Annotated in this window: 21 protein-coding genes; 11 read left to right on the forward strand and 10 right to left on the reverse strand. The window is 61.7% G+C overall.

Annotation, left to right across the window (positions count from 1 at the left end):
• Positions 1–95: 95 nt before the first annotated feature.
• Positions 96–842 carry a Crp/Fnr family transcriptional regulator gene (locus B0G73_RS18045; RefSeq protein WP_106282674.1) on the reverse strand — a complete coding sequence of 249 codons (747 nt, stop codon included), beginning with the start codon at positions 840–842 and terminating at the stop codon, positions 96–98.
• Between the two features lie 209 nt (positions 843–1051).
• Here B0G73_RS18045 and B0G73_RS18050 point away from each other — a divergent pair, with 209 nt between their 5' ends.
• Positions 1052–2683 (forward strand): acyl-CoA synthetase, encoded by a 1632-nt coding sequence (locus tag B0G73_RS18050; protein WP_106282675.1) that lies wholly within the window; start codon positions 1052–1054, stop codon positions 2681–2683.
• Between the two features lie 51 nt (positions 2684–2734).
• On the opposite strand, the gene B0G73_RS18055 is transcribed toward B0G73_RS18050, so the two are convergent.
• From B0G73_RS18055 to B0G73_RS18065, 3 genes are all read right to left on the reverse strand, one after another.
• Positions 2735–2959, reverse strand: coding sequence for a hypothetical protein (locus B0G73_RS18055; RefSeq protein ID WP_106282676.1), 225 nt, complete (start codon positions 2957–2959; stop codon positions 2735–2737).
• Positions 2960–3249: 290 nt separating this feature from the next.
• Positions 3250–3453 carry a cold-shock protein gene (locus B0G73_RS18060; RefSeq protein WP_106282677.1) on the reverse strand — a complete coding sequence of 68 codons (204 nt, stop codon included), beginning with the start codon at positions 3451–3453 and terminating at the stop codon, positions 3250–3252.
• 296 nt (positions 3454–3749) lie between these two features.
• On the reverse strand, positions 3750–4385 hold the full coding sequence (locus tag B0G73_RS18065; protein WP_106282678.1) for a LysE family translocator: 636 nt from the start codon (positions 4383–4385) through the stop codon (positions 3750–3752).
• 463 nt (positions 4386–4848) lie between these two features.
• On the opposite strand from B0G73_RS18065, the gene B0G73_RS18070 reads away from it, so the two are divergent.
• Both B0G73_RS18070 and B0G73_RS18075 read left to right on the forward strand, forming a co-directional pair.
• Positions 4849–5112, forward strand: a complete 264-nt coding sequence (locus tag B0G73_RS18070) for an H-NS family nucleoid-associated regulatory protein (protein ID WP_106282679.1) — start codon at positions 4849–4851, stop codon at positions 5110–5112.
• A gap of 154 nt (positions 5113–5266) precedes the next feature.
• Positions 5267–6499 carry a serine hydrolase gene (locus tag B0G73_RS18075; protein ID WP_106282680.1) on the forward strand — a complete coding sequence of 411 codons (1233 nt, stop codon included), beginning with the start codon at positions 5267–5269 and terminating at the stop codon, positions 6497–6499.
• Between the two features lie 147 nt (positions 6500–6646).
• Here B0G73_RS18075 and pcaG read toward each other — a convergent pair whose 3' ends face one another.
• Together pcaG and pcaH are read right to left on the reverse strand one after the other, a co-directional pair.
• Positions 6647–7234, reverse strand: coding sequence for a protocatechuate 3,4-dioxygenase subunit alpha (gene pcaG / locus B0G73_RS18080; RefSeq protein WP_106282681.1), 588 nt, complete (start codon positions 7232–7234; stop codon positions 6647–6649).
• Positions 7235–7237: 3 nt separating this feature from the next.
• Entirely contained in the window at positions 7238–7942 is a 705-nt protein-coding gene (gene pcaH / locus B0G73_RS18085) for a protocatechuate 3,4-dioxygenase subunit beta (RefSeq protein WP_106282682.1), read from the reverse strand.
• A 108-nt stretch (positions 7943–8050) separates the two neighbouring features.
• On the opposite strand from pcaH, the gene pcaQ reads away from it, so the two are divergent.
• Together pcaQ and B0G73_RS18095 are read left to right on the forward strand one after the other, a co-directional pair.
• On the forward strand, positions 8051–9034 hold the full coding sequence (gene pcaQ / locus B0G73_RS18090) for a pca operon transcription factor PcaQ (RefSeq protein ID WP_106282683.1): 984 nt from the start codon (positions 8051–8053) through the stop codon (positions 9032–9034).
• Positions 9035–9284: 250 nt separating this feature from the next.
• The gene (locus tag B0G73_RS18095; protein ID WP_106282684.1) at positions 9285–10418 is read left to right on the forward strand and encodes a 4-hydroxyphenylpyruvate dioxygenase family protein; all 1134 of its coding nucleotides are present in this window, start codon (positions 9285–9287) and stop codon (positions 10416–10418) included.
• Between the two features lie 19 nt (positions 10419–10437).
• On the opposite strand, the gene B0G73_RS18100 is transcribed toward B0G73_RS18095, so the two are convergent.
• Positions 10438–11370: a LysR substrate-binding domain-containing protein gene (locus B0G73_RS18100; RefSeq protein WP_181196576.1), complete on the reverse strand. Its 933-nt coding sequence runs from the start codon at positions 11368–11370 to the stop codon at positions 10438–10440.
• Between the two features lie 167 nt (positions 11371–11537).
• Between B0G73_RS18100 and B0G73_RS18105 the strand changes: the two genes are divergently transcribed.
• Complete coding sequence (locus B0G73_RS18105) at positions 11538–12575, forward strand: DUF1338 domain-containing protein (RefSeq protein WP_106282686.1); 1038 nt, start codon at positions 11538–11540, stop codon at positions 12573–12575.
• 42 nt (positions 12576–12617) lie between these two features.
• Positions 12618–15617 (forward strand): FAD-binding and (Fe-S)-binding domain-containing protein, encoded by a 3000-nt coding sequence (locus B0G73_RS18110; protein ID WP_106282687.1) that lies wholly within the window; start codon positions 12618–12620, stop codon positions 15615–15617.
• 12 nt (positions 15618–15629) lie between these two features.
• Here B0G73_RS18110 and B0G73_RS18115 read toward each other — a convergent pair whose 3' ends face one another.
• Positions 15630–16262, reverse strand: coding sequence for a helix-turn-helix domain-containing protein (locus B0G73_RS18115; protein ID WP_106282688.1), 633 nt, complete (start codon positions 16260–16262; stop codon positions 15630–15632).
• Between the two features lie 612 nt (positions 16263–16874).
• Here B0G73_RS18115 and B0G73_RS18120 point away from each other — a divergent pair.
• From B0G73_RS18120 to B0G73_RS18130, 3 genes are all read left to right on the forward strand, one after another.
• Positions 16875–17324 (forward strand): hypothetical protein, encoded by a 450-nt coding sequence (locus B0G73_RS18120; protein ID WP_106282689.1) that lies wholly within the window; start codon positions 16875–16877, stop codon positions 17322–17324.
• A 260-nt stretch (positions 17325–17584) separates the two neighbouring features.
• Positions 17585–18223, forward strand: a complete 639-nt coding sequence (locus tag B0G73_RS40525; protein WP_181196577.1) for a hypothetical protein — start codon at positions 17585–17587, stop codon at positions 18221–18223.
• A gap of 178 nt (positions 18224–18401) precedes the next feature.
• Positions 18402–21137: a DNA-binding protein gene (locus tag B0G73_RS18130; protein ID WP_106282690.1), complete on the forward strand. Its 2736-nt coding sequence runs from the start codon at positions 18402–18404 to the stop codon at positions 21135–21137.
• 70 nt (positions 21138–21207) lie between these two features.
• Here the strand turns inward: B0G73_RS18130 and pstS are convergent, their stop codons facing one another.
• Positions 21208–22233, reverse strand: a complete 1026-nt coding sequence (pstS, locus tag B0G73_RS18135; RefSeq protein ID WP_106282691.1) for a phosphate ABC transporter substrate-binding protein PstS — start codon at positions 22231–22233, stop codon at positions 21208–21210.
• A 309-nt stretch (positions 22234–22542) separates the two neighbouring features.
• On the opposite strand from pstS, the gene B0G73_RS18140 reads away from it, so the two are divergent.
• Complete coding sequence (locus B0G73_RS18140) at positions 22543–23580, forward strand: transporter (RefSeq protein ID WP_106282692.1); 1038 nt, start codon at positions 22543–22545, stop codon at positions 23578–23580.
• A gap of 49 nt (positions 23581–23629) precedes the next feature.
• On the opposite strand, the gene B0G73_RS18145 is transcribed toward B0G73_RS18140, so the two are convergent.
• Positions 23630–24598, reverse strand: coding sequence for a CHAD domain-containing protein (locus tag B0G73_RS18145; protein WP_258193354.1), 969 nt, complete (start codon positions 24596–24598; stop codon positions 23630–23632).
• Positions 24599–24705 lie beyond the last annotated feature (107 nt).

Here is a 24705-nt window from a genome sequence, read left to right on the forward strand (position 1 = left end):
TTTCTTTATCCGGGTGCTCAAAATACAGTCGGACGGGCGCGCGCAGGCGGGCGCCGAAACATGCGGAGCAAAAACGGCAGGCGGGGCGTTGGGTGCTAGAGCTGTTCCCGGCCGAACGCACCCAGGCGTTCGAGGTCGAGCACGTCGATCTGGTTATACGCGAGGCGCAAAATCTGCAGCCGCTCGAGGTTTTGCAGCGCCTGATTGATCCGCTGACGGGAAACGCCCGCCAACAGGCCGACTTCTTCCTGCGAAATGGCAAGCGTGCGGCCGGTGTCGGGATAGAGATCCGGATTGAACAGTTGCGCGAGCGACTGCGCGACGCGCGCATCGACATCGAGTAAGCGGCTATTCTGGATCGACGCGATGAATTCGCCCATGCGGTTGTTCAGTTGGCGAATCACGAACGCATTGAACGGCAAGCTGGATCCCAGTAGCGTGTGAAACGTCTCCGACGGCACGAACATGACTAGTGAAGGCTGAATTGCCGCCACGTCGTACTTGCGCAATTCACGCTTGATCACGCTGCCTTCGCCAAACCAGCCGCCGGGCGGCACGCCGGACAGCGTGCAGCTGCGTCCCGACGGGCTATAGATTGCAAGTTTGATGAGGCCGGAATGCACGCCGATCCAGTAGTCCGACGGTTCCTGGCGGCGCGCGATCCATGCGCCGCCTTCCAGATGCTCCGCGTGCGCGCTGGCGAGCACCATGGACTGATGCTCCGCGGCGAGCGCCCGGAACCACGCGCAAGTAGCGAACAGGCCCGGCAGATCGGCGCGCGCGACCCGTTCCGGCCTGCGTGGGCGGGCATCGGCGGGGGCGGTGAGCGGAGCGTCGTTCATGGCGGCTGGCGGTTTTTGGGCGGAGGTGAGTGCGGAAGCGCCAGGGCGCGCCACTCTGTCATTTGAATGACAGACAGTTCACCATAACCATTGTTAGCCTAGTTCATCAATCAGAATAATCGACGGCGCGCTCAGCGCCTTAGCAACCATGTTGCATGGGACCAGAGTAAGCGCTAAAGCGCTAACTCTGGTCGACAGGAGACGATGCGATGAAACACATGTTCGAAGCAGGCCTCGAGCGCCGTGAAGCCAACTATGTCCCGCTAACGCCGATCGATTTCATCGTGCGCGCGGCGGAAGTCTACGGTGAGCGGCCGGCGGTCGTCCATGGGGAGATTCGCCGCAACTGGCGCGAGACCTACGAGCGCGCCCGGCGTCTGGCCAGCGCGCTGCAGCGGGCCGGCATCCAGCGTGGCGACACAGTCGCGGCCCTGCTGCCCAATATTCCTCCGATGATAGAAGCGCACTTCGGCGTGCCCATGGCCGGCGCCGTGCTCAATACGCTGAATACGCGGCTCGACGTATCGTCGCTGTTGTTCATGCTGCGTCACGGCGAGGCGAAGGCGTTGATCGTCGATACCGAGTACGGCGAGTTCGCGCATCGCGCCGCGCTGGAATTCCCGGACCTGCGCGTGATCAGTGTGGCGGACGCACTGCCGGCCGACCCGGCTCAATTCATCCGCGCCACGGATTACGAAGCGTTCCTGCAATCCGGCGACCCCGAATTCGCGTGGGTCCTGCCGGCCGACGAATGGGACGCCATCGCGCTGAACTACACCTCGGGCACGACCGGCGATCCGAAGGGCGTGGTCTATCACCATCGCGGCGCCTATCTGAACGCGCTGAGCAATATCCTCGAATGGGATATGCCAAAGCACGCCGTCTACCTGTGGACCTTGCCGCTATTTCACTGCAACGGCTGGTGTTTTCCGTGGACGGTGGCCGCGCGCGCCGGCGTCAATGTCTGTCTGCGCAAATTCGATGCGAAGACAGTGTTCGATCTGATTCGCCGCGAACGCATCACGCACTATTGCGGCGCGCCGATCGTGCAGAGCGCGCTCGCGAATGCGCCGGCCGAATGGCGCGAGGGCATCGAGCATCGCGTGTCGACGATGGTGGCGGGCGCCGCGCCCGCGCCCGCGGTGATCGCGAAGATGAAGGAGATCGGCTTCGATCTCACGCATGTGTATGGACTCACCGAAACCTACGGGCCGGCCGCGGTCTGCGCGAAACAGGAGGAGTGGGTGGCGCTCGACGACAGCGAGCGCGCCGAACTGAACGCGCGGCAAGGCGTGCGCTATCACTTGCAGGCCGCGGTGACCGTGCTCGACCCGGACACGCTGACACCCGTGCCCGACGATGGCGAGACGATCGGCGAGATCATGTTCCGCGGCAACATCTGCATGAAGGGCTATCTGAAGAACGAGCGCGCGACGGAAGCCACCTTCCAGGGCGGCTGGTTCCATACCGGCGATCTCGGCGTGCGAATGCCCGACGGCTATATTCGCATTCGCGATCGCAGCAAGGACATCATCATTTCCGGCGGCGAGAACATTTCGAGCATCGAGGTCGAAGACACGCTGTACCGTCACCCTGCGGTGTCTGTAGCGGCCGTGGTGGCGATGGCGGATCCGAAGTGGGGCGAGGTGCCGTGCGCCTTCGTCGAACTCAAGGAGGGGGCTCAGGTGAGCGCGGAAGAGATCATTGCGCACTGCCGGCTCTTTCTTGCGGGATACAAGTTGCCGAAAGCGGTGCGCTTCGGCGAATTGCCGAAGACATCGACGGGGAAAATTCAGAAGTTCGAATTGCGCGCGCGTATCAAGGCCGAAGAAAAGCCGTGAAGGTCGCGCGCGTGATGATGTGGCGTGGCGAATGCCACGCCGGTCGCGGGCTTAGCCGCGCGTGTCGACCCAATGACGTGCCCAACGCGCCGAGTGCTGCAAGGCCTGTTCTTCGTTCGTGAAGTAATCGAGCGAATAGAACTGGTAGCGCCCTTCGGTGCGCGCGCTGTCAGCGCGTTCGAGCAACAGATTGGATGAAAAAGTGCCATCGGGCAAACGGTGCGCCGAGGGTTTGACGGCATAGCCGTTGTAGTGCTGAATATGTTTGTTTTGCATTTTATATTTTAATGATGTTCGAGTGCGCGCCTGCCTTGCGGACCGTTGTACGAGTCGCGCGGACGAGCTGATTCAAGCCATTGCGAGCCGAATCCTGATGCAGTCGGAAAGCGGAAAATGGGCGTTGAAGCCGGAGGGGAGAATGAGGTGCAACGAGGCGTTTGGCGCTCAGGCAAGCTGCTTGGAATGACATGCAGCTCAAAGCGATACGCGCCAACTGTGGGAGACAAAGCTCCGCGAGGATGTCGCTGCAGCCCGATGTCCGTTGCCGGACACCGAGCCCTTCAAACTTACAGCGGCTTGATGTTAGCCGCTTGCAGACCCTTCGGGCCTTGCTTCGTTTCGAAGCTCACTTTCTGATTCTCAGCCAGCGTCTTGAAGCCGTCGCCGGTGATTTCGGAGAAGTGCGCGAACAGGTCGTCGCCGCCCTTGTCCGGAGTGATGAAGCCAAAGCCTTTGCTGTCGTTGAACCACTTAACGGTACCGGTATCCATGAAGAATCCTTGAGGTAAAAAATAGAAAGATGTGCTCTGTGCGAGAGCCTGTGAAGCGTCAAGGAGGGAGAGGACAACGAATACCGCTGAGGGAGCGAGACATTGATGAACAGCAATCGAACTTCTTGAACTTCGGGTGCCACATTAACCGCCGGGGTGTATCAGCGTCAACACTTATCTTGTAACTGTTTTGCCGGGCGCGGGGCGCGGCGCGTGTTGAGCGCTTGCCCATAAGGCCCTGGCTCCCGGCTTGCCGTGCGGCGCAGCACGGCAAACCGTTCGAGCGTTACGTGTTTTCAGATGCCGACTTTGTGTGCCGTCAGAATCAGGCGCAATCCCAGCGCGGCGACTGCGCTCGCCGCGACGCGATCGACCCAGGCTTTCCATTGCAGGTAGATTTCGCGCGGCCGCTTGCTCGAAAAACACAGTGCGACGACAGTGTACCAGCCGGCTTCGATAGCGAAGATCGCGGGCGGCAACGCAAAGTAGCACCACAACGGCGGATGTTGCGGCAGCAGCGCTGCGAAAATACTGCCGTAGTAGACGGCTGTCTTCGGATTGCTGAGTTGTGTGCTCAAGCCGATCCAGAACGATTTGCGAGCATTGCCCGAGACCGCTTGCGTGGCGTCGAAGGCAAGCGGTTTGGCGGCGCCGCGCCAGATTTTCGACGCGAGGTAGATCAGATACAGCCCGCCCGCCACTTTCAGGCCGACGTAGAGCCATTCGACACTTGCCAGCAAGGTATAGAGACCGAGTAACGCAATGCCGCTAAAGAACACGCCGCCCACACCCATGCCGAGGGCGGTAGCGAGACCGTCGCCGCGCGACAGTCCGATCGCATTGCGAGCGACAATGACGAAGCTCGGTCCCGGACTCATGGCGCCTAACAACAGTGCGGCGAGGATGGTGATGATGGCGGTTGAAGCGGTCATGATCGAATGTCTCCTGTGCGCGAGCGTGCTAGTCAGTGAACATAACATGAGAGAAGCGGCTCTGCTTTTTTGCCCTTGCTGTGCACTCATTTCCTGTCAATGGGTATTACCGGTTCTGCTTGCAGTCCGGATACCCGAGCGTATTGAAAGCCGTGCATCGCGGACTAACAATTCGTTGCTGCAAGCAAAAGAAATTGGATGCTAGAATCGCTTTCCATACGCTGAAGCAGCCCCGAATCACGGGGCGAGACACGAGCGCAATTCGATCCGGTTGCCGACGAATTCCCAATAATCCAGGATTTAATGGGCATGATTTCCAGGTGCGAGTTTTCCCGCATTGGGAGAGGCATCGCGAGTTCGATTCGCACTCGAGCCATCTGAATCACGCATAGGCTTCGCGTTGTTTTAGCGAAGCCTTTTGTTTTTCTAACGCGAGCATTATTAGCCGCGACACTGGTACGTTATGAAAGAGCTTGGGGAACAACGGCAGCTCGACTTCGACGGGAATGCACGTGAGCGCCTGGTCGCATGGATTCGCCGGCGCATGGACGAATACGGCATTACGATAGAAGCGCTCGCCGAAGCGATCGAAACCGATGCGGCCGCAACCCGGGCCGTCATGTATCGCGACGCATACGGCAATACGTGGGACGGTCACGGTGATAAACCGGACTGGCTCGCGCGTGCAATTTACGCTGGACAGAACATCGATCATTTCCGTTGCTAAGGGTGGCGTCTTCTGCTTGCGTACGGTTGTCGCATAGCGAGTTGGCGCGGTCCTTTGCCGTTGATCGCATGTACGATCTGCCTTAAGATCGGCGGGTCGTTGCCGATTCCGTGCCCATTCATGCGGGCGCATGCGGCACAGAACTGGAAGCTGCATGCCGTACGGTCGTCGAACTCCTTCATCTGAATTTCCGGTTTTTCGTTTTCCTGCATGGCTGCGTTGTCTCGCGGTATTCGGCCTGTTGTGGCTGAATATCGGCGGGTCGTTTGGCGCGGAGCACGCGGCCTCACGGCAGCCGTCCGCGCGTGCTAATCGGCATGTCGAGCCGTCCACGAAACACACGGCGAAAGCGAAAGCCAAACACTCGAACAAAGCGAGGCAGCCGGCCGCCGGCAAGACTCGGCGTCGTGTCGCGCACAAGCGCAAGCACGTGACGAACCCCGAACGGACGATGCATGTCAGCAAAGTCACACCCAAATATCGCCGGCAAGCCGCGCGCAATGCGCGGGATCCACGCGCCGTGAGACGCCCGGCGGTCCTGGCGGCAAAGGGCGATACGCAACACGCGTCAGCCTCGCGTGCGTCGATGCCGCATAAGGGCCCTCGTCTGTTGGCGCGCTGCGGCTACACACCCAAATCGCGCGCGCTGCTTCGCGGCAGATCCGTCTACGTCGTCGACGAACGAACGCAAACCGTGCTTACCGAAAAGCCGGCTGACCGGGTCATGCCAATCGCTTCGGTATCCAAACTGATGACCGCGATCGTGTCGCTCGACGCAAAGCATGCGTTGAACGCGCCGCTTAACGTTACCGTTCAGGACCAGGATTTCGACAAGTTCACCGGCTCACGTTTGAGTGTCGGTGCGACGTTGTCGCGCCACGACATGCTGCATATTGCCCTGATGTCGTCGGAGAACCGCGCTGCGGCCGCGCTTAGCCGCGATTACACGGGCGGCCGCCCCGGCTTCGTTGCTGCGATGAATGCGAAGGCGCGCTCGCTCGGCATGCGGCATACAGCGTTCGTGAATGGCACCGGCTTGTCGCCGCAGAACGTTTCGACCGCGCGGGATTTGTCGTTGCTGGTTGCCGCGGCCAGCCGGTATCCGTTGATTCGCGCTTATTCCACCGATCGCGATCAGGTAGTTTTACCCGGCGGCGGGCGGGCGAGCCTGAGTTATCACAACTCGAATGCGCTGGTGCGAGGCGGCGACCGGTCGATCGTGCTGCAGAAAACCGGTTTCATCAACGAGGCCGGACACTGCGTCGTGGTGCGAATGAAGGTGCGCGGCAGGCCGGTGGACATCGTCGTGCTGGGTGCGCCGGGCGCGCACGATCACATCGCCGACGTGGTGAGAATCAGCCGCTGGCTGCGCTGCTCGTTACAGTGAGTGGCATTCATCAGACCAGAAAATCGAAAAAACCAAAAAAAAGCCCGCGCAAGGCGGGCTCAACTACTCGGAGTTTCGCGATCCAGTCGCTAGAAGGATCGTGATCAGTGTATGTGAAAGCTATATGAAAGTGTAGAAAAAACGCGATCAAAGATCGAAAAATACGGTTTCCTTAGCGCCTTGCATGTGGATGTCGAAACGGTAAACGTTCGCCACATTCGGCTCGCGGCGCGCGATCAGCGTATCGCGCCGGTCCGCTGGAACCGCTGCCAGCACGGGGTCTTTCTCGTTTGCCGCCGCTTCGTCCTCGAAATAGATGCGGGTGAACGTGTGCAACAACATGCCGCGCATGGTGAGGATCACGTTCAGGTGCGGCGCTTCATCCGGACTGGCGCGGCCCGGTTTCACCGTTTCCACGATGAAGCGATTGTGCGGATCCGTTCCGGTGCCCACGCGGGCGAAACCGCGAAAGCCGGTCTTCAGGATTTCCTCACGCGACTCCGGGAAGTGCCCATTCGCGTCCACCTGGGAGGCTTCGAGCATGGCGTCGCCAATGATCTTGCCGTCGCCATCGAACACCTGACCGACGATCGTGATGTGTTCGCCGGCCGCTTCGCGATCAGCCAGAACCGGCGTGAACAGGCTCTTGAAGTCGAAATCGTATTGCTGCGGACATAGACCGTACGCGAAGTAAGGCCCAACCGTTTGCGAAGGCGTTTGCTTGAGAGTGGTCATGGCTTAGCGCTCCATCGGAGTTTCGTTACGGCCGCGCAGCACGATGTCGAAGTCGTAGCCGAGCGCATAGGCCTCTTGCGTGGTGTCCAGCGAGAAATCGGCGATCAGGCGGTCACGGGCGTGCTCCGGCGTGCCCTGGAAGATCGGGTCGAACGCCAGCAGCGGATCGCCGGGAAAGTACATCTGCGTGACGAGGCGCGAGCCGAAATGGTCGCCGAAGAGCGAGAAGTGGATATGGTTCGGACGCCACGCGTTCGGATGGTTGCCCCACGGATACGCGCCCGGCTTGATCGTCAGGAAACGGTAGCGGCCTTCGTTGTCCGTGATGCAGCGGCCCGCGCCGAGGAAATTCGGGTCGAGCGGCGCGTCGTGCTGATCGGCCTTGTGGACATAGCGGCCGGCGGCGTTGGCTTGCCAGATTTCGACCAGCGTATTGCGCACCGGGCGGTTGCCTTCGTCGAGCACACGGCCCGTCACGATGATGCGTTCGCCAAGCGGTTCGCCGTTGCGCACGGCGTTACGCGTCAGGTCGTGATCGAGCGCGCCGAGGTCGTCGCTGCCGTAGACCGGCACGCGCTGGTCGCGCAGCTTTTCCTTCAGCGGAATCAGCGGACGCGTCGGGCCGCGTTTGACCGACGAACCATAGCCGGGGTAGACGTAAGCGGGATGCGACGTAAAGTCACGCGCGCTGAGAAAGGAATCGTCCATCAGTGTCTCCTTCGAGGAATTGTGAGATACGGCGTTATGGAAAGACTTTATCTAACCTAAGAGGTTATGCAAAATGACGTTTTCGCTCGTTTCGTATAACCTGTCGTTATGCAACGCAGTCTCGCGGACAGCCGCGTCAAATTCCGTCACCTCCAATGCTTTCTGGCCGTTGCGCAGTTCGGCAGCGTCCAGCGGGCGGCCGACAGCCTCTCGATCACCCAGCCCGCGGTCTCCAAGACCGTTGCCGAGCTCGAGGCGATTCTCGGCGTGAAGCTGTTCGAGCGCGGGCGCCACGGTGCCGTGCCGACCCGCGAGGGGCAGCTTTTCATGCCGCACGCGAGCGCCTGCGTTAGCGCGCTGCGCCAAGGTGTGGATTTGCTGGCGCGTGCGGAAGGCGCGGCCGCGGCCACGCTGGAAATCGGCATTCTGCCGACCGTCGCGGCGGCGTTGATGCCGCCGGTGCTGAAGCAGTTCGCCACGCTGTGGCCGCGCGTGATCGTGCGCCTTGCGACCGGCGCCAACCCCGAATTGCTCGAGCGCCTGAAAGCGGGCACGATCGAATTTGCGATCGGGCGGCTGGCCGATCCCGAGCGCATGGTCGGGCTCAGTTTCGAGCAGTTGTTCAGCGAGCCGTTGATCGCGGTGGTCCGCGCCGGGCATCCGTTGGCAGCGGGCGCGGGGTTGCCGGCCACGTCGCTCGAGGACTTTCCGGTTGTGTTGCCGCCGTTCGGCACATTGATCCGGCAATCGGCGGACAGTCTATTGAGCGCGTGGGGCGTGCCGCCGTTGTCGGCGTTCATCGAGGTATTGTCGGTTTCGACGGGCCGCGCGTTGACGCTGGAGAACGGCGCGGTGTGGTTCGTTCCCCTGAGCGCGGTCGAATACGAACTGGCGCACGGCATACTGGTACGTTTGCCATTGCCCTTCGCCGGCACCGGCGAGCCGGTCGGATTGATCCGGCGCTCGGACACGCAGCCGTCGCCGGTAGGACGGGCGTTTATCGAGGCGGTGCGTGAGGTCGCGCAACAGCGCATGGCGTCGAGTGCGGACAAGGCAACAGGAAAGAGGGCGCAGAAGCGGAGCCGCAAATAGGGCGCTTCACACTCGATCGTGAAGGTCGGGTAGCGCGACGCGTGCGGCGGCGCCGTCGTGTGAACCATCCGGTACAAAATGAAGGTTGCGAACGCCCTGCTACCCGGTGTACAAACACGGTGCGAAAGCCGTCGCGGGCCGCGATGCCGCGGCACACCACGCATGCAGTGTCTCACTGCGGATGTGGCGGCGGCTGCACCGACACCAGAAACAGTGCGAACCGCGTCGAAAGACTGTAAAGGAGATTGCCATGCCCAGCGACTTGCCCACTCCAGACGCCGCGCTGCGCGCCGTCGCGGCGCCTGAGCATAACCCGCTCGGCACTGCCGGCCTCGAATTCGTGGAATTCGCCGCGCGTGATCCGCAGGCGCTCGGTGAAACCTTCACCAAGCTCGGCTTCAAAGCGATTGCGCGGCATATCAGCAAAGACGTCACGCTCTATCGTCAGGGCGAGATGCAGTTCCTGATCAACGCCGAGCCGGACTCGTTCGCCGCGCGTTATGCCGAGGAGTACGGCGCGGGCATCTGTGCGATCGGCATTCGCGTGGCGGACGCGCAGCGCGCCTTCGACCGCGCGATCGAACTCGGCGCATGGGCGTTCGAAGGTGAGAAGATCGGCACGGGCGAGTTGCTGATTCCGGCCATTCAGGGCATCGGCGACTCGCATATCTATTTCGTCGACCGTTGGCGCGGGCGCGGCGGCCAGCGTGGCGGACTCGGCGACATTTCGATCTTCGACATCGACTTTCGGCCCATCGAAATCGACACGGCGCATGCCGACTTGAGTCATGCGGGCCACGGCCTCGTCGCCGTGGATCACCTGACGCAAACGGTCGGTGAAGGCCGGATGCAGGAGTGGCTCGACTTCTATCGCGACCTGCTCAACTTCCGCGAGATTCACGAGTTGCACGCCAACTGGCATGTATCGGCGGAATCGCGCGTGATGGTGTCGCCGTGCGGCGCGATTCGCGTGCCCTTGTACGAGGAAGGCACGAGCCGGACCAACCTGATGCACGAGTATTTGCCGGACCATCCGGGCGAAGGCGTGCAGCATATCGCCCTCGCCACCGACGATATTTTCGCCTGCGTCGAGCAGTTGCTTGCGAACGGTGTCGAATTCGTCGAGCCGCCGCCGCGGTACTACGATCAGCTCGACGCGCGTCTGCCGGGTCATGGGCTCGATGTCGCACGGCTCAAGCGCACCCACGTGCTGGTGGACGGCGAAATCGGCGCGGACGGTGTGCCGCTGCTGTTTTTCCAGACTTTCGTGCGGCGCCGTGCCGGCGAAATATTCTTCGAGATCGTGCAGCGCCAAGGTCATCACGGCTTTGGCGAGGGCAATCTAAGCGCACTGGCCAAAGCGCGGGAACAAGCCGGCGCTTAAGGCTTGGAGTGACGCGGGCTCAAGCGGAATCGGGAGGGCCGCCCACCAGGGGATTCACCGCGCTGTAGGCCGCGGCCTCGTGCAACAGCCACTCGCGAAAACTCGCCAGCGGCTTGCCGTGACTCAACTCGGTCGGATAGACGAGGTAGTACGCGGAGTCGGCGAGGGCGGGCGCATCGAGCGGAATCACGAGCCCGAGCTGATCGAGTTGCGCATCGACGAAAAAGCGCGGCACCAGCGCAATCCCGAGACCGGCCGCGGCCGCGCTGATCAGCATGGTGTGGAGTTCGTAGCGCACGCCCTGCATGGCCCGGTTGTCGTCGACGCCCACGCTCGCGAGCCATGACGCCCAGCCGTCCGGCCGGGTGGTGGAATGCAGCAGCGGATAGTCCAACAGATCGGCGGCGCTTTGAACGGGCCGCTTCAGCAGACTCGCCGCGCACACCGGCACGACTTCTTCGCTGAACAGGAAATCCGCCGACGTGCCCGGCCATGTAGGCTTGCCGTAGTGAATCGCGGCCTCGAAATGGGTCTCGGCGAACGGGAACGTGCCGGTTCGAACGCCCATGTTCACGCGCACGTCGGGATACTGCGCGTTGAATGCCGCGAGCCGCGGAATCAGCCATTGCGATGCGAAAGTCGGCAGAACCGCCAGTTCCAGATAACCGCCGCCGCTGCCGTGCGCGATGATGGACAGCGTGTCGCGATCGAGTTGCTCCAGCGAGCGCCGCACCTGCGCGCTATACACCTTGCCCGCCTTCGTCAGCACGACCCGCTGTTTGACGCGTACGAACAGCCGCACGCCAAGATTGCTCTCCAGCGTATTGATCTGTCGCGACACCGCGCTCTCGGTGAGAAAGAGTTCGCGCGCCGCGTGCGTGAAGCTCTCATGCCGCGCGGCGGCTTCGAAAGCGAGCAGCGCGCCCATGTTGGGGATCTTGAACTTTCGCACGTTGATTCCAAAAACGCATTAAGTGGCGATTTTATCTCGCTTTACGGCAAGCCCGGCGATTTGAATAATCACGTCTTCGATTGTGCTGTCCGGCGCCTTGCGTCCGGCTCGGCAGGTCGGGTCAAACATGTGAATCAGCGCCCATCAGAGCTACGTAGAGAACCGCTATGCGAGACACCAGGAATGCGAATGTCGAACAACTGCTGCTGAAATTGCTCGACGCCGAAAAAACCGCACGGCTCTTCGCGACGCTGAATCATCCGCGCATTCTGGACGAATGGGAGGACGGCATCGTCACGCGCGCCGAGCTTGCGCAGGCGATGAACATGGTGCTGTTCGAGGATCTGCTGGCGCGCTCGGCGAACGGCCGCCAGTACACTGAGGAGACGATCGCGGCGGGCGGCAGCGTGTACTTCGATCATGGCGCGTTGCGCACGGTGCGCTGGCCGCACAGCGGCGCGCTGCCGACGGGCGAAGCCGCGTTCGCGCGCATTCTTCGTCCGCTCGGCTTCAGCATCAAGGGCCGCTATCCGCTCGACCGACTCGGCATGACCGGCCGCGCGTGGGCGCATGACGACGCGCCCGATGAAATCGCGCAGTTCTTCGTCAGCGAATTGCATCCCGAGCGGTTCTCGCCCGAGTTTCAACAGGCCGTGACCAACGTAATCGGCGCGTCGCGCGATCCGTTGACGCCGCGCGCCATCGGCCAGTTGTGGGAGCTCGAGCGCGACGGCGTGCTGCCGGTCGACGCGGCGCACGAATTGCTGCCGGTGATCGCCGGCGCGTTTGCGCGCCAGCACGACACGCCACGCGAAGCCGATTACGAAGTATTGTTGAACGAATCGGCGGAGATGGCGTGGATCGCCACGGAAGGCAACGCGTTCAACCATGCCACGGATCGCGTCGCGGATGTCTTTCAATTGTCCGACGACGAGAAGGCCAAAGGTCGTCCGATGAAACCGGAAGTGGAGCGCTCGCGTTCGGGACGCGTGTTTCAGACGGCGTATCGTGCCGACCGCGTGCAGCGCGAGTTTCGCGCGGCTGACGGCAGCGTCGTGACGCGCGAAGTGCCGGGCTCGTTCTACGAGTTCATCACGCGCAAGCGGACTTTCGATCAGGACGCGCGTCGTTGGGAAACGGACCTGCGTTTCGACGCGGGCAACGCACAGGGCATCTTCAAGATGACCGCGAGCCAGGCTGCCTGAGCGCGAAGCGGCGGCGCACAGGCACGAAAGACGGGGAGCGCAGTGGGAACGTCATTTGATGAGGAACAGGGCGCGGGCGTCGACGAACTGCACGAAAACGGCATTAGCGCACTGAAGCGGGCGCCGCACGTGGCCACACCTTTCACCGGCACCGCGGCTGTTCTGCAGGCGCTCGACGCGGATTTGCGCAGCCATGTGCGCGGCGAAGTGCGCTTCGATCAGGGTTCAAAAGCGCTGTATGCGGCGGATGCGTCGAATTATCGGCAAGTGCCGCTCGCCGTCGTCGTGCCCGCGGATGTCGACGACCTGTTGGCCACGCTCGCCGCCTGCCGCCGCAACGACGTGCCGTTTCTCGCGCGTGGCGGCGGCACGTCGCAGAACGGGCAATGCGTCAACGTCGCGGTGGTCGCGGACGCGAGCAAGTATGTGAACCGTGTCGTGTCCGTCGATCCACTAGCGCGCGTCGCGATCGTCGAACCCGGCGTGGTCTGCGATACCTTGCGCGATGCCGCCGAACAGCACGGCCTCACCTTCGCACCCGATCCGGCGACGCACAGCCGCTGCACGCTCGGCGGCATGATCGCCAACAACTCGTGCGGCGCGCATTCGGTGATGGCCGGCAAAACGGTCGAAAACGTCGAGGCGCTGGAAGTCGCGACCTTCGACGGCGCGCGTTTCTGGGTCGGTCCAACCTCCGATCGGGAGCTCGAACGCATCATCGCCGAGGGCGGCCGTCAGGGTGAAATCTACGCCGCGCTGAAGCAGTTGCGCGATACCTACGCCGAGAAGATTCGCGCGAAATTCCCGCGGATCAAGCGGCGCGTGTCCGGCTTCAATCTCGACCAGCTGCTGCCGGAAAACGGCTTTAACGTCGCGCGCGCACTGGTCGGCACCGAAGGAACGTGTGCGCTCACCTTGCAGGCGAAAGTGCGCCTCGTGAAAAGTCCGGCGATGCGCGTGATCGTCGTGGTCGGCTTCACGGATATCTACACGGCAGCGGATGCCGTGCCGCATTTCATGCGCTGCGGGCCGATCGCCATCGAAGGACTGGACCGCGCGATCATTCGCGGTTTGCAGACGCGCGGCTTGAAGCAGGACGAGATCGCGTTGCTGCCTGAAGGCGATGCATGGGTCGTGCTCGAATTCGGCGCGGACACGCAAGCCGACGTGATGCTTAAAGCGCGAGCCGCCGCCGCTTACTTTGCCTCGGGGGAAGCAGGGCCGAATGTGTCGGCGATGCTTGTCGAAGACCGGGCGTTGCAGGCCAAGGTCTGGTCGATCCGTGAGACGGGCGCGTCGGCGGTGGCGTTGTCGGTCGATACCGGCACGCCGGACCCGATTGTCGGCTGGGAAGATGCCGCGGTCGATCCGCTGCGTCTCGGCGATTATCTGCGCGCGTTCCAGGCGCTGGTGGATCGCTACGGTTACGAGACGAGTCTCTACGGCCATTTCGGCGATGGCTGCGTGCACGCGCGCATTACCTTCGATCTGCGCAGTGCGGAAGGCATCGCGACGTGGCGCAAGTTTCTGCGCGAAGCGGCTGAACTGGTCGTCGAATTCGGTGGATCACTGTCGGGCGAACACGGCGATGGCCAGGCCAAGGCCGAGTTTCTGCCCATCATGTACGGCCCCGAATTGATGCAGGCGATGGAGCAGTTCAAGGCGATCTGGGATCCGGCCAATCGTCTGAATCCGGGCAAAGTCGTGCACGCCTATCGCGCCGACGAAAACCTGCGCATGGGCCCCGCCTACAAGCCGGTCACGTTGCAAACCAGGCTGACGTTTGCGAGCCAGCAAGGTGACGGTTTTCAGCGCGAGATCGAGCGATGCATCGGCATGGGAAAATGCCGCTCGCTCGAAGGCGGCACGATGTGCCCGAGTTATCGCGCGACACGTGAAGAGAAGTACTCGACGCGGGGCCGCGCGCATCTGTTCTGGGAAATGCTGCAAGGCGACGTGATCGCCGACGGCTGGCAAAGCCGCGAGGTGAAGGAAGCGCTCGATACGTGCCTCGCATGCAAGGGCTGCAAATCCGATTGCCCGACGCATACGGACATGGCTTCCTACAAGGCGGAATTTCTTTCGCATTACTACGAGACGAAGCGTCGGCCACGGCAGGCGCTGTTCATGGGACGCATCGGCGAATGGGCGCCGTGGGCGGCGCGTTTTCCACGTCTGACGAACTTCATGACGTCGGCGCCGGGTTTGTCTTCGATCGGCAAGTGGCTGGCCGGCGTGGCGCAAACGCGCGAACTGCCTCGTTTCGCGAATGCCACATACAGGCAGATCGCGCGACGTTCGCCGCAATCGGCGCGTGATGCCCACGGCGACGTGAAGAAAGTGATTCTGTGGGTCGATACATTCAACGATCACTTCACGCCCGAGATCGCGCAGGCCGCCGCCGATGTCTTAAAGCAATTAGGCTGGCATGTCGTGTTGCCGAAGAACCGGTTGTGCTGTGGGCGTCCGCTGTATGACTTCGGCCTGCTCGAACGCGCACGCGAACTTCTCACGCACATTCTCGACGACCTCGCGGACGATATCGCCGCGGGCGTGCCGCTAGTCGGTCTCGAACCGGGCTGCTTGTCGGTGTTCAAGGACGAACTGCTGAAGCAATTGCCCGATCATGCATTGGCGAAGAAGCTGTCGGCGCAAACGTTCCTGTTCTCCGATTTCGTCGCGCGTCAGCCGTTCGATTGGCCGACGCTCGCCGCGGACGTGATCGTGCACGGACATTGCCATCAGAAGGCGCTGTTCGGCATGCAGGGCGATACCGCGCTGCTGAACAAGCTCGGCGTTAAATGGAAACTGCTCGATACAGGATGCTGCGGCATGGCGGGATCGTTCGGCTTCAACGCGGAGCATCACGCACTCTCCACGAAGATTGGCGAAGACACGCTGTTTCCGGCGGTGCGTGCGGCGGCTGCGGAGACGATCGTATTGACCAACGGCTTCAGTTGCCGTGAACAGATCGAGCAGGGAACCGGACGTCACGCAATGCATATCGCGCAACTGGCGCAGCGGGCGTTGGCGGCGCGCTAAGCGCGCTTGCATTTACTTCTTCGTCGATTCGATGGTGGCCGGCGCTTGAGGAATATCGGCGCTGGTCGCCATCCACAACACTTCGGCGTCTTCTTCGCTCGTGGAGACCGCTGCGTGACCGGTGCGGCTGTCGAAGTAGAGGCTGTCGCCGGCATTCAGATGCGTCGGCGCATACAACTCCGAATAGAGACACACGCTGCCGCTGATCACATACAGAAACTCCTCGCCTTCGTGACGGCCCCAATCGTCGAAGGCGTCGAGCGTGTGCGCGGAGATGCGGATACGAAACGGCAGCATCGCCTTGTGCGCGAGGTCGGTGGCGAGCAGTTCCATCTGATAGCCGCGATAGGCGTGGCGCTGGCCTTCGTTTTTGCGGGTCAGCGCGCGGCGGCCGCTCGCGCTGACTTTTGGCGTGGAGCCGAACAGCTCGCCGATTTCGATCTTCAGTCCGAGGACGATTTTCTGCAGCACATCGAAAGTGGGGGACATCAGGCCGTTTTCGACCTTCGAGAGCGTCGAGCGGGACACGCCGCACAGGCGGCTGGCGGTTTCCAGCGTCAGGTCCTGCGCCTGGCGGGCGGCGCGGACGCGGCGGCCGAGGTCGGTGATGGACGGATCGGCGGATTTGGCGAGATGGGTGTCCATGGGGCTTGATGCTCTGAATGCGCGCTTGGAGGGGCAATGTTGTTTCCGATAATAACATTTGAGGCGGGCCGCAAGTCCGCAGGCGAGTTTCAGGCGCTGTCAGTGGGATCGTCGCGCGCACTTTGAGCCGTGGGTATGGCCTGAGCGGTCGATTGGATTGGCGCGATCGAAGCGAGCGCGACATTCGCGTACTTTTCTCATCGGAAACTTTGAATCATCGCGGGCGAGCAAGGGCCGATGGCGTCGTTGTAACGTCCAATATTAATCCGGGTCGCCGGTCGCGTTCGATATCGCGGTTTGATAATCCTGTTGCCTTTGCGGGGAAGGCATTAGTTCAGATACTGCGCAGCGCGCTTTGTTGTCTCTCGCGATCCATAAGCCTTGATAACAGCCTCGCCATGCCGGCGCCGAAACCCGGTGACCGCGATTAATAAAAGATAGGTAAAACATAGGCTTGCCAGATGCCTATGGCCTCGCTTGCGATTAATCACAAGTCCGTTATGCAATCGGAATATTAATAAATTCTGTTAAATCGTCTCGGTAATGGATTTTCCGTTGTCGTATGCATTACGATGCTGAAATTAAAAGCAGCATCGACAAGATAATCGATCCATGTCTCAGAATCGTAAAAAACGACCAACGGGGAATCAGGTGCGCAGAAAGCCGCTGGGTAAAGCCAAACTTTTGCCGCATACCGCGACATACGTGCGCGAACAGTCGTTGCGCTGGCATCTCGCTTTGGCCGCATTCCAGGCGGGCAAGGGCAACGGCGAATTACTGGCAAAGCTGGTGAAGACGCTTTACCTGGCCTGGTATCTTCAGCAGGCCGGGTTCGGCGCGCTGGGGCGTGATCTTTATCTCGAAGCCGAACGTATTCTGGATGCCGCCGCTCGTAGCGCGACCCGGGAAATCTGGCGGATCGCGGCAGCGGATTGCGGGCCGATCACAAGGCTTCTCGATTTGCACGAGCAGCAGCTGCAAACAGCGCCGGTGTTCGCTGTGGACGAAGCTGAGTTACGCGTGGTGCGCTTCGGTCAGAGCGATAAACGATCGCCGTGGTAAGCGGATTCGAAGCGTGACGGCTTCGAAGTGTGGGTCGTCGCAGGCGGTTATCGTGGAGGCGGGCACCACGAGGCGTCTCCCGAGCGTTCGCTAAATCGCTGGGTTGCGGCGTGCAGCGCCGCGCTCGGACTATCGAGCGGCCGTCTACCCTTCTGAACCAAGCCGGCGGCGGCCGCCATCCATGGATGAGCGAATGCGACAACGCTCGCGCCTGCCTCATACGCGGCGTCGGCTGATGACGCCGTCGCCGCGAGGCATGCTTGAATCTCGCCCGCTTTGAACAGCGCCCAAACGTGGCCGACGTGAACGACTTCCACCGACGCAGCGCTTTTGCTCGCATGCTCCGTAAAAAGCTTCCTCGTCGACTCGATAGCCGATTCAGCCGCACACAACACGACGATGCTCCCACCCACTTCTGCTGCTGCGGCAGCCAAAGCGACATCCGCCCGGACGATGGGCACAGGCGGACTCGCGATATCGGCCACCGCGGGCCCGAGCGTGCCGCAAGTGAGAATGACAGCCTCGGAATCGGCTGCCAGCGCGAGAAGACGCTGCCTTGTGCGGGCGCGCAACTCGTCGGAAAACGCCCCCGTTTGATCCACGGCCTCGCGAAGGTCCGCCCTCACCTCATGGTGAAGATCTTCGGCCCGCAATCCAAGCGTTTTTGCTGCCTGCTCAAACACCTGGCGGTTCCCATCCATCGTATGCAGAAACGAAATACGCATTGCCGTGTGCCTCGGTATCAGGTGTGTCATGTCGACGCCGCGTCGCATTTCCACGCCGACGGCGCCGCACTCGGTGCCGCTGCATTGTTGCAACGTCGGTGCGGGCTAACAAGGCAAGCGCCTCTACCGGTATCGCCGATACCTCTCTTGCGCGAACGATCCGCGACGATATAGCGGCCTTATGGTCCGCTATTCCACGCATTCGAGAAGACCGTCGAGCCCTAATATCATCGGTCCGCGTGCCATTAGCTGTCATTTAGCTTGGATCCCGAACGTCGCCGGACGTCCGCAGACGTAGTAACGTATTGAAAATTTAACCTTTCGCCCCGCTACATTGATTCTTGAGGCGCATATGTCCACGGACACAGACCCAATCACCGACGAACAGATCGCTGCAATCGCCGATCACATGGTCGAAGAGGGCAAAAGAGTTTCGCCAGTGACAATCTGGAAAGAGGTTCGCGGCGGTTCGCTGGTGGCGATAGTCGCGGCCTTGCAACGCTGGCGCGAGGCGCGGCAGGCCGACACACCGCAAGCACAGGTCCAGCCCGGATTGCCGGAGGGCCTCGCCGAAACGGTCATCAGCGCCGCGGATCGGATCTGGACGGCGTCCCAGCACGATGCGGAAAAGGCGTTCAATCAACGTCTCGCCGCGGTGAATCAGGACCTGGAAGCAGCCCTCGCGGAACGGGACGAAGCGCTTGCCGAGTATCAAAAGAGCATCGACGAAATGGAAACGGGGCGCAACCGTCTCAGCGCGCTGACGGACGCGCTGAGCGCGTCGGAAAGCGCTGCCCTACGCCTCGAAGCGGAACGCGCGAGCGCCGCCGGTCGCGCCGAAGCGGCCGAAACTCACGTCGCCGAACTGGAGCAGCGTACGTCCGCACACGACGCCGAACTGGAAGGCATAAAGGCCTCGCTCGACGAGGAACGCCTCGCACGTGAAGAGTTGGCCACGGCGCTGACCGGCAAAACCGATGAAGTTGCGCAGGTCATTCAGGAGCGTGATCAGGCGCGGCACGAGGCCGCAACATTGAGCGATGCCTGTCAGGCGAAGACAGAGGAGGCGACGCGATTCGCGCAAGAGGCAAGCGCAGCTACTTCGCGCGCTGAAGCGGCGGAGGCACGCATCGAGGAATTCGTGCAGCGCGCGTCCGAGGACCAGACCAAACTGGAAGCCGCGAGCGCGTTGCTTGAAGAAGAACGCCAGGCGCGCGAAGCGTTGGCCGCGGTTGTGACGAGCAAGAACGATGAGGTAACGCGAGTCACGCAGGAGCGCGATCACGCTCAGCAGCAAATCGCCGCGTTGCGCGACGCCCATGAGGCGAAGTCGCAAGAAGCGGCGCAATGGTCGCAGGAGGCGAGCGCGGCTTCGTCGCGTGCACAAGCCGCGGAGGCGCGCGCGGAAGAACTGGCGCGGCGTGTGTCGTTGCAAGACGAGGAGTTGGAATCTGCGAAGGTATCGATCGAACAGGAACGCAGGGCACGCGAGGAATTAGCTTCGATCGTCTCCGTCACGAACGATGAGATGACGCGCGTCACCCAGGAGCGCGATCTTGCGCTGGAGGAAATCACGTCGCTGCGTAGCGCCTATGAGGCGTCGCTGGAAGAGGAGCGCAAGGCACGTCAAGAGCTGGCTTCAGACGTCTCCAGCAAGACCGACGAAATAACGCGGCTCACTCAGGAGCGCGACCAGGCGCTGCAGCAAGTCGCGACGCTGGAAGCCGCATATCACGCGAGCTCGCAAGAAGCGACGCGTTGGTCGCAGGAAGCGAGCACCGCGACGTCACGCGCTCAAGCAGCAGAGACACGTGTAGAAGAACTCGAACAGCGTGCATCGGCGGACCGTGCCAGTCTGACAGCGACGAACGCGTTGCTGGACGAAGAACGCAAAGCGCGCGAAGAGTTGACGGCGGTTGTCTCGGCCAGGAACGACGATGTAACGCGAGTCACGCAGGAACACGATCAAACGCGACAGCAGTTCGCCGCTTTGCGCGAGGCCCATCAGGCGAAGTCGGAAGAAGCGACGCGATTGTCTGAGGAGTTGAGCGCGGCAACATCGCGCGCGCAGGCAGCCGAAGCGCGGGTAGAAGAACTCGCGCGGCGCGCAGCGTCGCAAGTTGCCGAACAGCAAGCCGCGACGGCTTCGCTAGAAGAAGAACGCAAGGCACGAGCGGAGTTGGCCGCAGAGCTTTCAGCCAGACACGATGAAATAGCGCGAGCCACTGAGGAACGCGATCAAGCCCGGCAGCAGATCGAAGCGTTGAACAGCGCCTATCAGGCCAAGGAAGAAGAGTCAGCACGCTTGCTGACAGAGTTGAACGCGGCTTCGTCGCAGGTACAGGCTGTTGAAGCGCAGGCAAGCGAGAACCACGCGCAGTTCGTGGCAGTGGAAGCTGAATTGAAACAAGCGCGTGCTGTGCTGATCGCGGAGCGCGAGGCGGCCCGGGTGCGGGCCGAGGAAGCGTCAGCTCAACTCAGCGAGTTGCAGCGCGTCACGCATGAACTGGACGAGGCGCGCGAGCAGATCAGCGCCGTGACCGAGGCGAAGACACTCGTGAGTGCAAACCTCGCTCGGCTATCGCAGGATGCCTCCGCCGTGAGAGAGCGCGCGGAGGCCGCCGAACGCCATGTCGCGGAGTTGGAGCAGCGCGTCGCGGCGCAAACCGCGGCCATAGCGCAACACGCTCAACGCGCCCAGCAGCTAGCAGCCCGTGCCGAGCAGAACGACAATACGGAGGAGGTCGCCGCTTTGCAGCGGCAGATGTCGACGCAAGCCAAAGCCCATGCAAAGGCCATGAGCGAGCTTCGCACGACAGCCGAGCAGTGGGTCGCGCATGCAAAAGACCTCAAGCAGCGGCTCGGTCTGGCAAGCGAGAAGATCCTGTTCATCGACGCACGCAGCACCGGCGAGGTGGCGCTTGTCAGGCGGCTTTCATCCGAACTGGAGCGGCTCAAACCGGATCACGAATTGGTCTCGCGGGAGACGCAGCAAAAACTGATTGCCGCGACGATGACGCACCAGCTTGCGCAGAAGGGCTACCGTTACGATCCGACCACGGCGGTGATGTCGAAAGTCGCGACCTGACGCTAGCCACGGTCACACGCGCAATGGAGAAAGGCGCGCGCATGCGACGCGCGCCCCATGAATCCGACGCTTACGGCGCGACCGGCTTGCCCGACGCGTCCTTCACTTTCTGTTTCCACTGCGTGCGGATTTCGGCTGTCACGGATTCCGGCAGCGAAATGTAGTCGAGATCATCCGCTGCCTTGCCGCCATTCTTGAACGCCCAGTCGAAAAACTTCAGCGTTTCGGCACCCTGCGCCGGCTTGTCCTGCGCCGTGTGCAACAGCACGAACGTCGCGCCGACGATCGGCCATGCGTTCTTGCCCGGCTCGTTCGTCAGAATCTGGTAGAACGACTTTGACCAGTCCGCGCCCGCGGCCGCTGCCTTGAAGGTGTCGGTCGCCGGTGCGACCACGGTACCCGCTGCATTTTTCAGCGACGCATAGGTCATGTGGTTCTGCTTCGCGTACGCCCACTCGACGTAGCCGATCGCGCCCGGCAGACGCTGCACGAAGGCTGCGACGCCGTCGTTGCCCTTGCCGCCCGTGCCCGTCGGCCAGTTGACCGTGGAACCTTCACCGACCTTCGACTTCCAGTCTGCGTTGACCTTCGACAGATAGTTCGTCCAGATGAAGCTGGTGCCCGAACCGTCGGCACGGCGAACCACGGCGATATCGGTATCCGGCAGCTTGACCTTCGGGTTCAGCGCGACGATCGCGGGATCGTTCCACTTCTTGATCTTGCCGAGATAGATATCGCCGAGCACTTCGCCCGACAGCACCAGTTCGCCGGCCTTCACACCCGGCACGTTGATTGCCGGCACCACGCCGCCGACAACGGTCGGGAACTGGAACAAGCCGTCCTTGGCCAGTTCGTCGTCTTTGAGCGGAGCGTCCGAGCCGGCGAAATCCACGGTCTTCGCAATGATCTGTTTGATGCCGCCCGACGAACCGATGCCCTGATAGTTGACCTTGCCGCCGCCGCCCTTTTGATAGGCGTCGGCCCATTTCGTATAGATCGGCGCGGCGAAGGTGCTGCCGGCACCCGTGATGTCGGCGGCGTGTGCGGCGCTGGCACACAGCGCACACACAACCAGCGTAAGTTGCTTGAGATTCATGGTGAGACTCCTCACGGCGACGCAATCGCCTTCGATGGGCTGCAACTTAAGGGCGAAATATGACGTTCTTGTGACTACTCAAATTAAATGATCCGCTTGGCTAAGCTTAAGCATTCGCTAAGTCGACGTCATGAAAACTGGTGGGTTAACCTTCTTTTGATCGGCCGCGATATGCTCGGACCTTTGATTCCGGTTCAATCTGCGCGGCGCCGGAAGTTGGAATCGGGTGGTGACCGCCACGGTTCTGATTTTGGCCGCCAGATTGCCGGATAGGCCAATCCCGCATGGGAAGCAAACGCTGAATGACCTATGAAATCTGATCTGCTACTGCAAACCTACGGCGCGGACTCGTCCGGCATGGTCTGCGGCTTTCTCTTTTCTTCGAATCGCGCCGGCCGCTCGATCGACGCCGACGAAGTCGCCGAATGGCTCCAGGCCCACGACGCCCACGGCCCCGCGAAGGAAGGCAGCGAGTTTCTCTGGCTTCACTTCAATCTCGCACATAGCGCCAGTGAGCGTTGGATGAGAGCCCAGCTCGAATTGCCCGAGACGTTTTTCGACGCATTGCGCGAAGGCTCGCACTCCACGCGCATCGAACACGCGGACGGCGCACTACGCGCGGTCGTGAACGACGTCATGTTCAATCTCGAGTTCACTCCCTCCGAGATTGCGACGCTGTGGATTTACGCGAATCAGCGAATCATCGTGACCGCGCGTCTCAAGCCGCTGCGCTCGGTGGACCGACTGCGTGCGTCGGTTCGGGAGGGAGAAGTATTCAGGTCGCCGGCGGAATTGCTGGTTCATCTGATGCATGACCAGGCTGACCTGTTGGTGCAGATCGTCCGGCGGACCAGCGCCGACGTCGACCGGATCGAGGACCGGTTCCTGTCGCAGCGGCCCACACAGAACCGGATCGACCTGGGCGCGATGCGTCGTATGCTGACGCGCTTGCAGCGCATGCTGGCGCCTGAACCCGGCGCGATCTTCCGTCTGCTGGCAAGGCCACCGCGCTGGCTTCATGCGGAGGACGTGCAGGATCTGCGCGAGTCGACGGAAGAGTTTTCCGTGGTTCTCTCCGATGTGGCCGGGCTGATCGAACGGGTCAGGCTGCTGCAGGAGGAGATCATCTCCCGCCTCGAAGAGCAGAACAACCGCACGCTGTTTACGCTCACGCTGGTGACGGTTTTGGCGATGCCGATCAATATCGTCGCGGGCTTTTTCGGCATGAATGTGGGCGGTATTCCGCTCGCTGAAAACCGGCACGGCTTCTGGGTGATGGTGTTACTCGTCGCCGGCTTTACCGGGCTCGCGGGATGGTGGGCGTTTCGCCGCCGCAAGGAACGATAAAGGAAGTTGCATCCGGCTTCGGCGGCAGTGACCGTGTAGCGCGATATCGTCAGCGTCCGTTCACACCGGCGCCGGGACGCTCGACGGCAAGCCGGTCGTTGAGTGCGCGTAACTCTGCATTCGCACGCTGCATGTGCTGGCCTTTGCGACTCCTGAGATACGCGATTGCGTCGCCTACCATGCCGGGCTCACCCAGCCGATCCGCATGCGCCAGAAGCAGCGCTTCGCTCGAAACAATATCGTTCAGCTTGCCCAGTTGGTCCTGCAATTGAGTCAGTTCCGCGACGCTGATCTCGTTGCCGCTATCGAGTAGCGGCGCGAAAAACTCCAGCAGATAGCGAACTTTCTTTCCCGCGACGCGGACGTCGTGAAGTTCGGCGTAACCGGCGTCCGGATTTTCCAGCACACGCTTCAAACGTTTTCGCAGCGTTTGCTTCGCCGTTGCAACACGGTTCGCGGCGAATGCCGTGAGCGGTTCGTCGAACGAGCATGCGTCGAGTTGCTGAATCACGCTCGCGATTCGCTGTGTCAGCATGGCTTCGGCGTTCGCGTCTGCAATCGTTGCGCGACTGCGCAACAGTGCATTGCCACGCAATAGATCGAGACGTTCGATGAGCGCCGCGAAAGCATGCGGTGTCGACACGTCTTCCGCCAGTAAGTGTTTCAGGATATCCCAGTCACGCGTTTGACCGGCGGAATCGGCGAGCGCCTTGAATTCGCGCCGCTGCCATCTTGCCCGCGATCTGTCGATAAGCGGATCGTAAGCCCACCACAGCGAACGCAAGCGCCGCAGCACGACACGCAGTTTGTGCGGACTTTCCGCATCCGCGCTCACGCACAAGCTGCCGATGCGTAGCGCCACTTGCGCGGCCATTGGCGTGGCCAGCGTCGAAAAGGCCACTGCCGGCGACATGTCGGGCGCAATCGTGCCGCCTCGTTTGTTGGGATTGTCTGCGACCCGCTCCTGTGTGGATGCGGTTGCAGATGCGGGATCACGCGTGTCAGGTGTGGAGTTCATCGGCTCGAGTTGCATGAGTCCCTGAAGCGGACGGAAGTGAGGTGAACGTAAGGTGACGCGTGTCGGGTAGCTTAGCAACTGCGATATCCATCCTACAACGTAAAAAT

Origin of the sequence: Paraburkholderia sp. BL25I1N1, assembly GCF_003002025.1 — a bacterium.
In the GTDB taxonomy this organism is placed as follows: domain Bacteria; phylum Pseudomonadota; class Gammaproteobacteria; order Burkholderiales; family Burkholderiaceae; genus Paraburkholderia.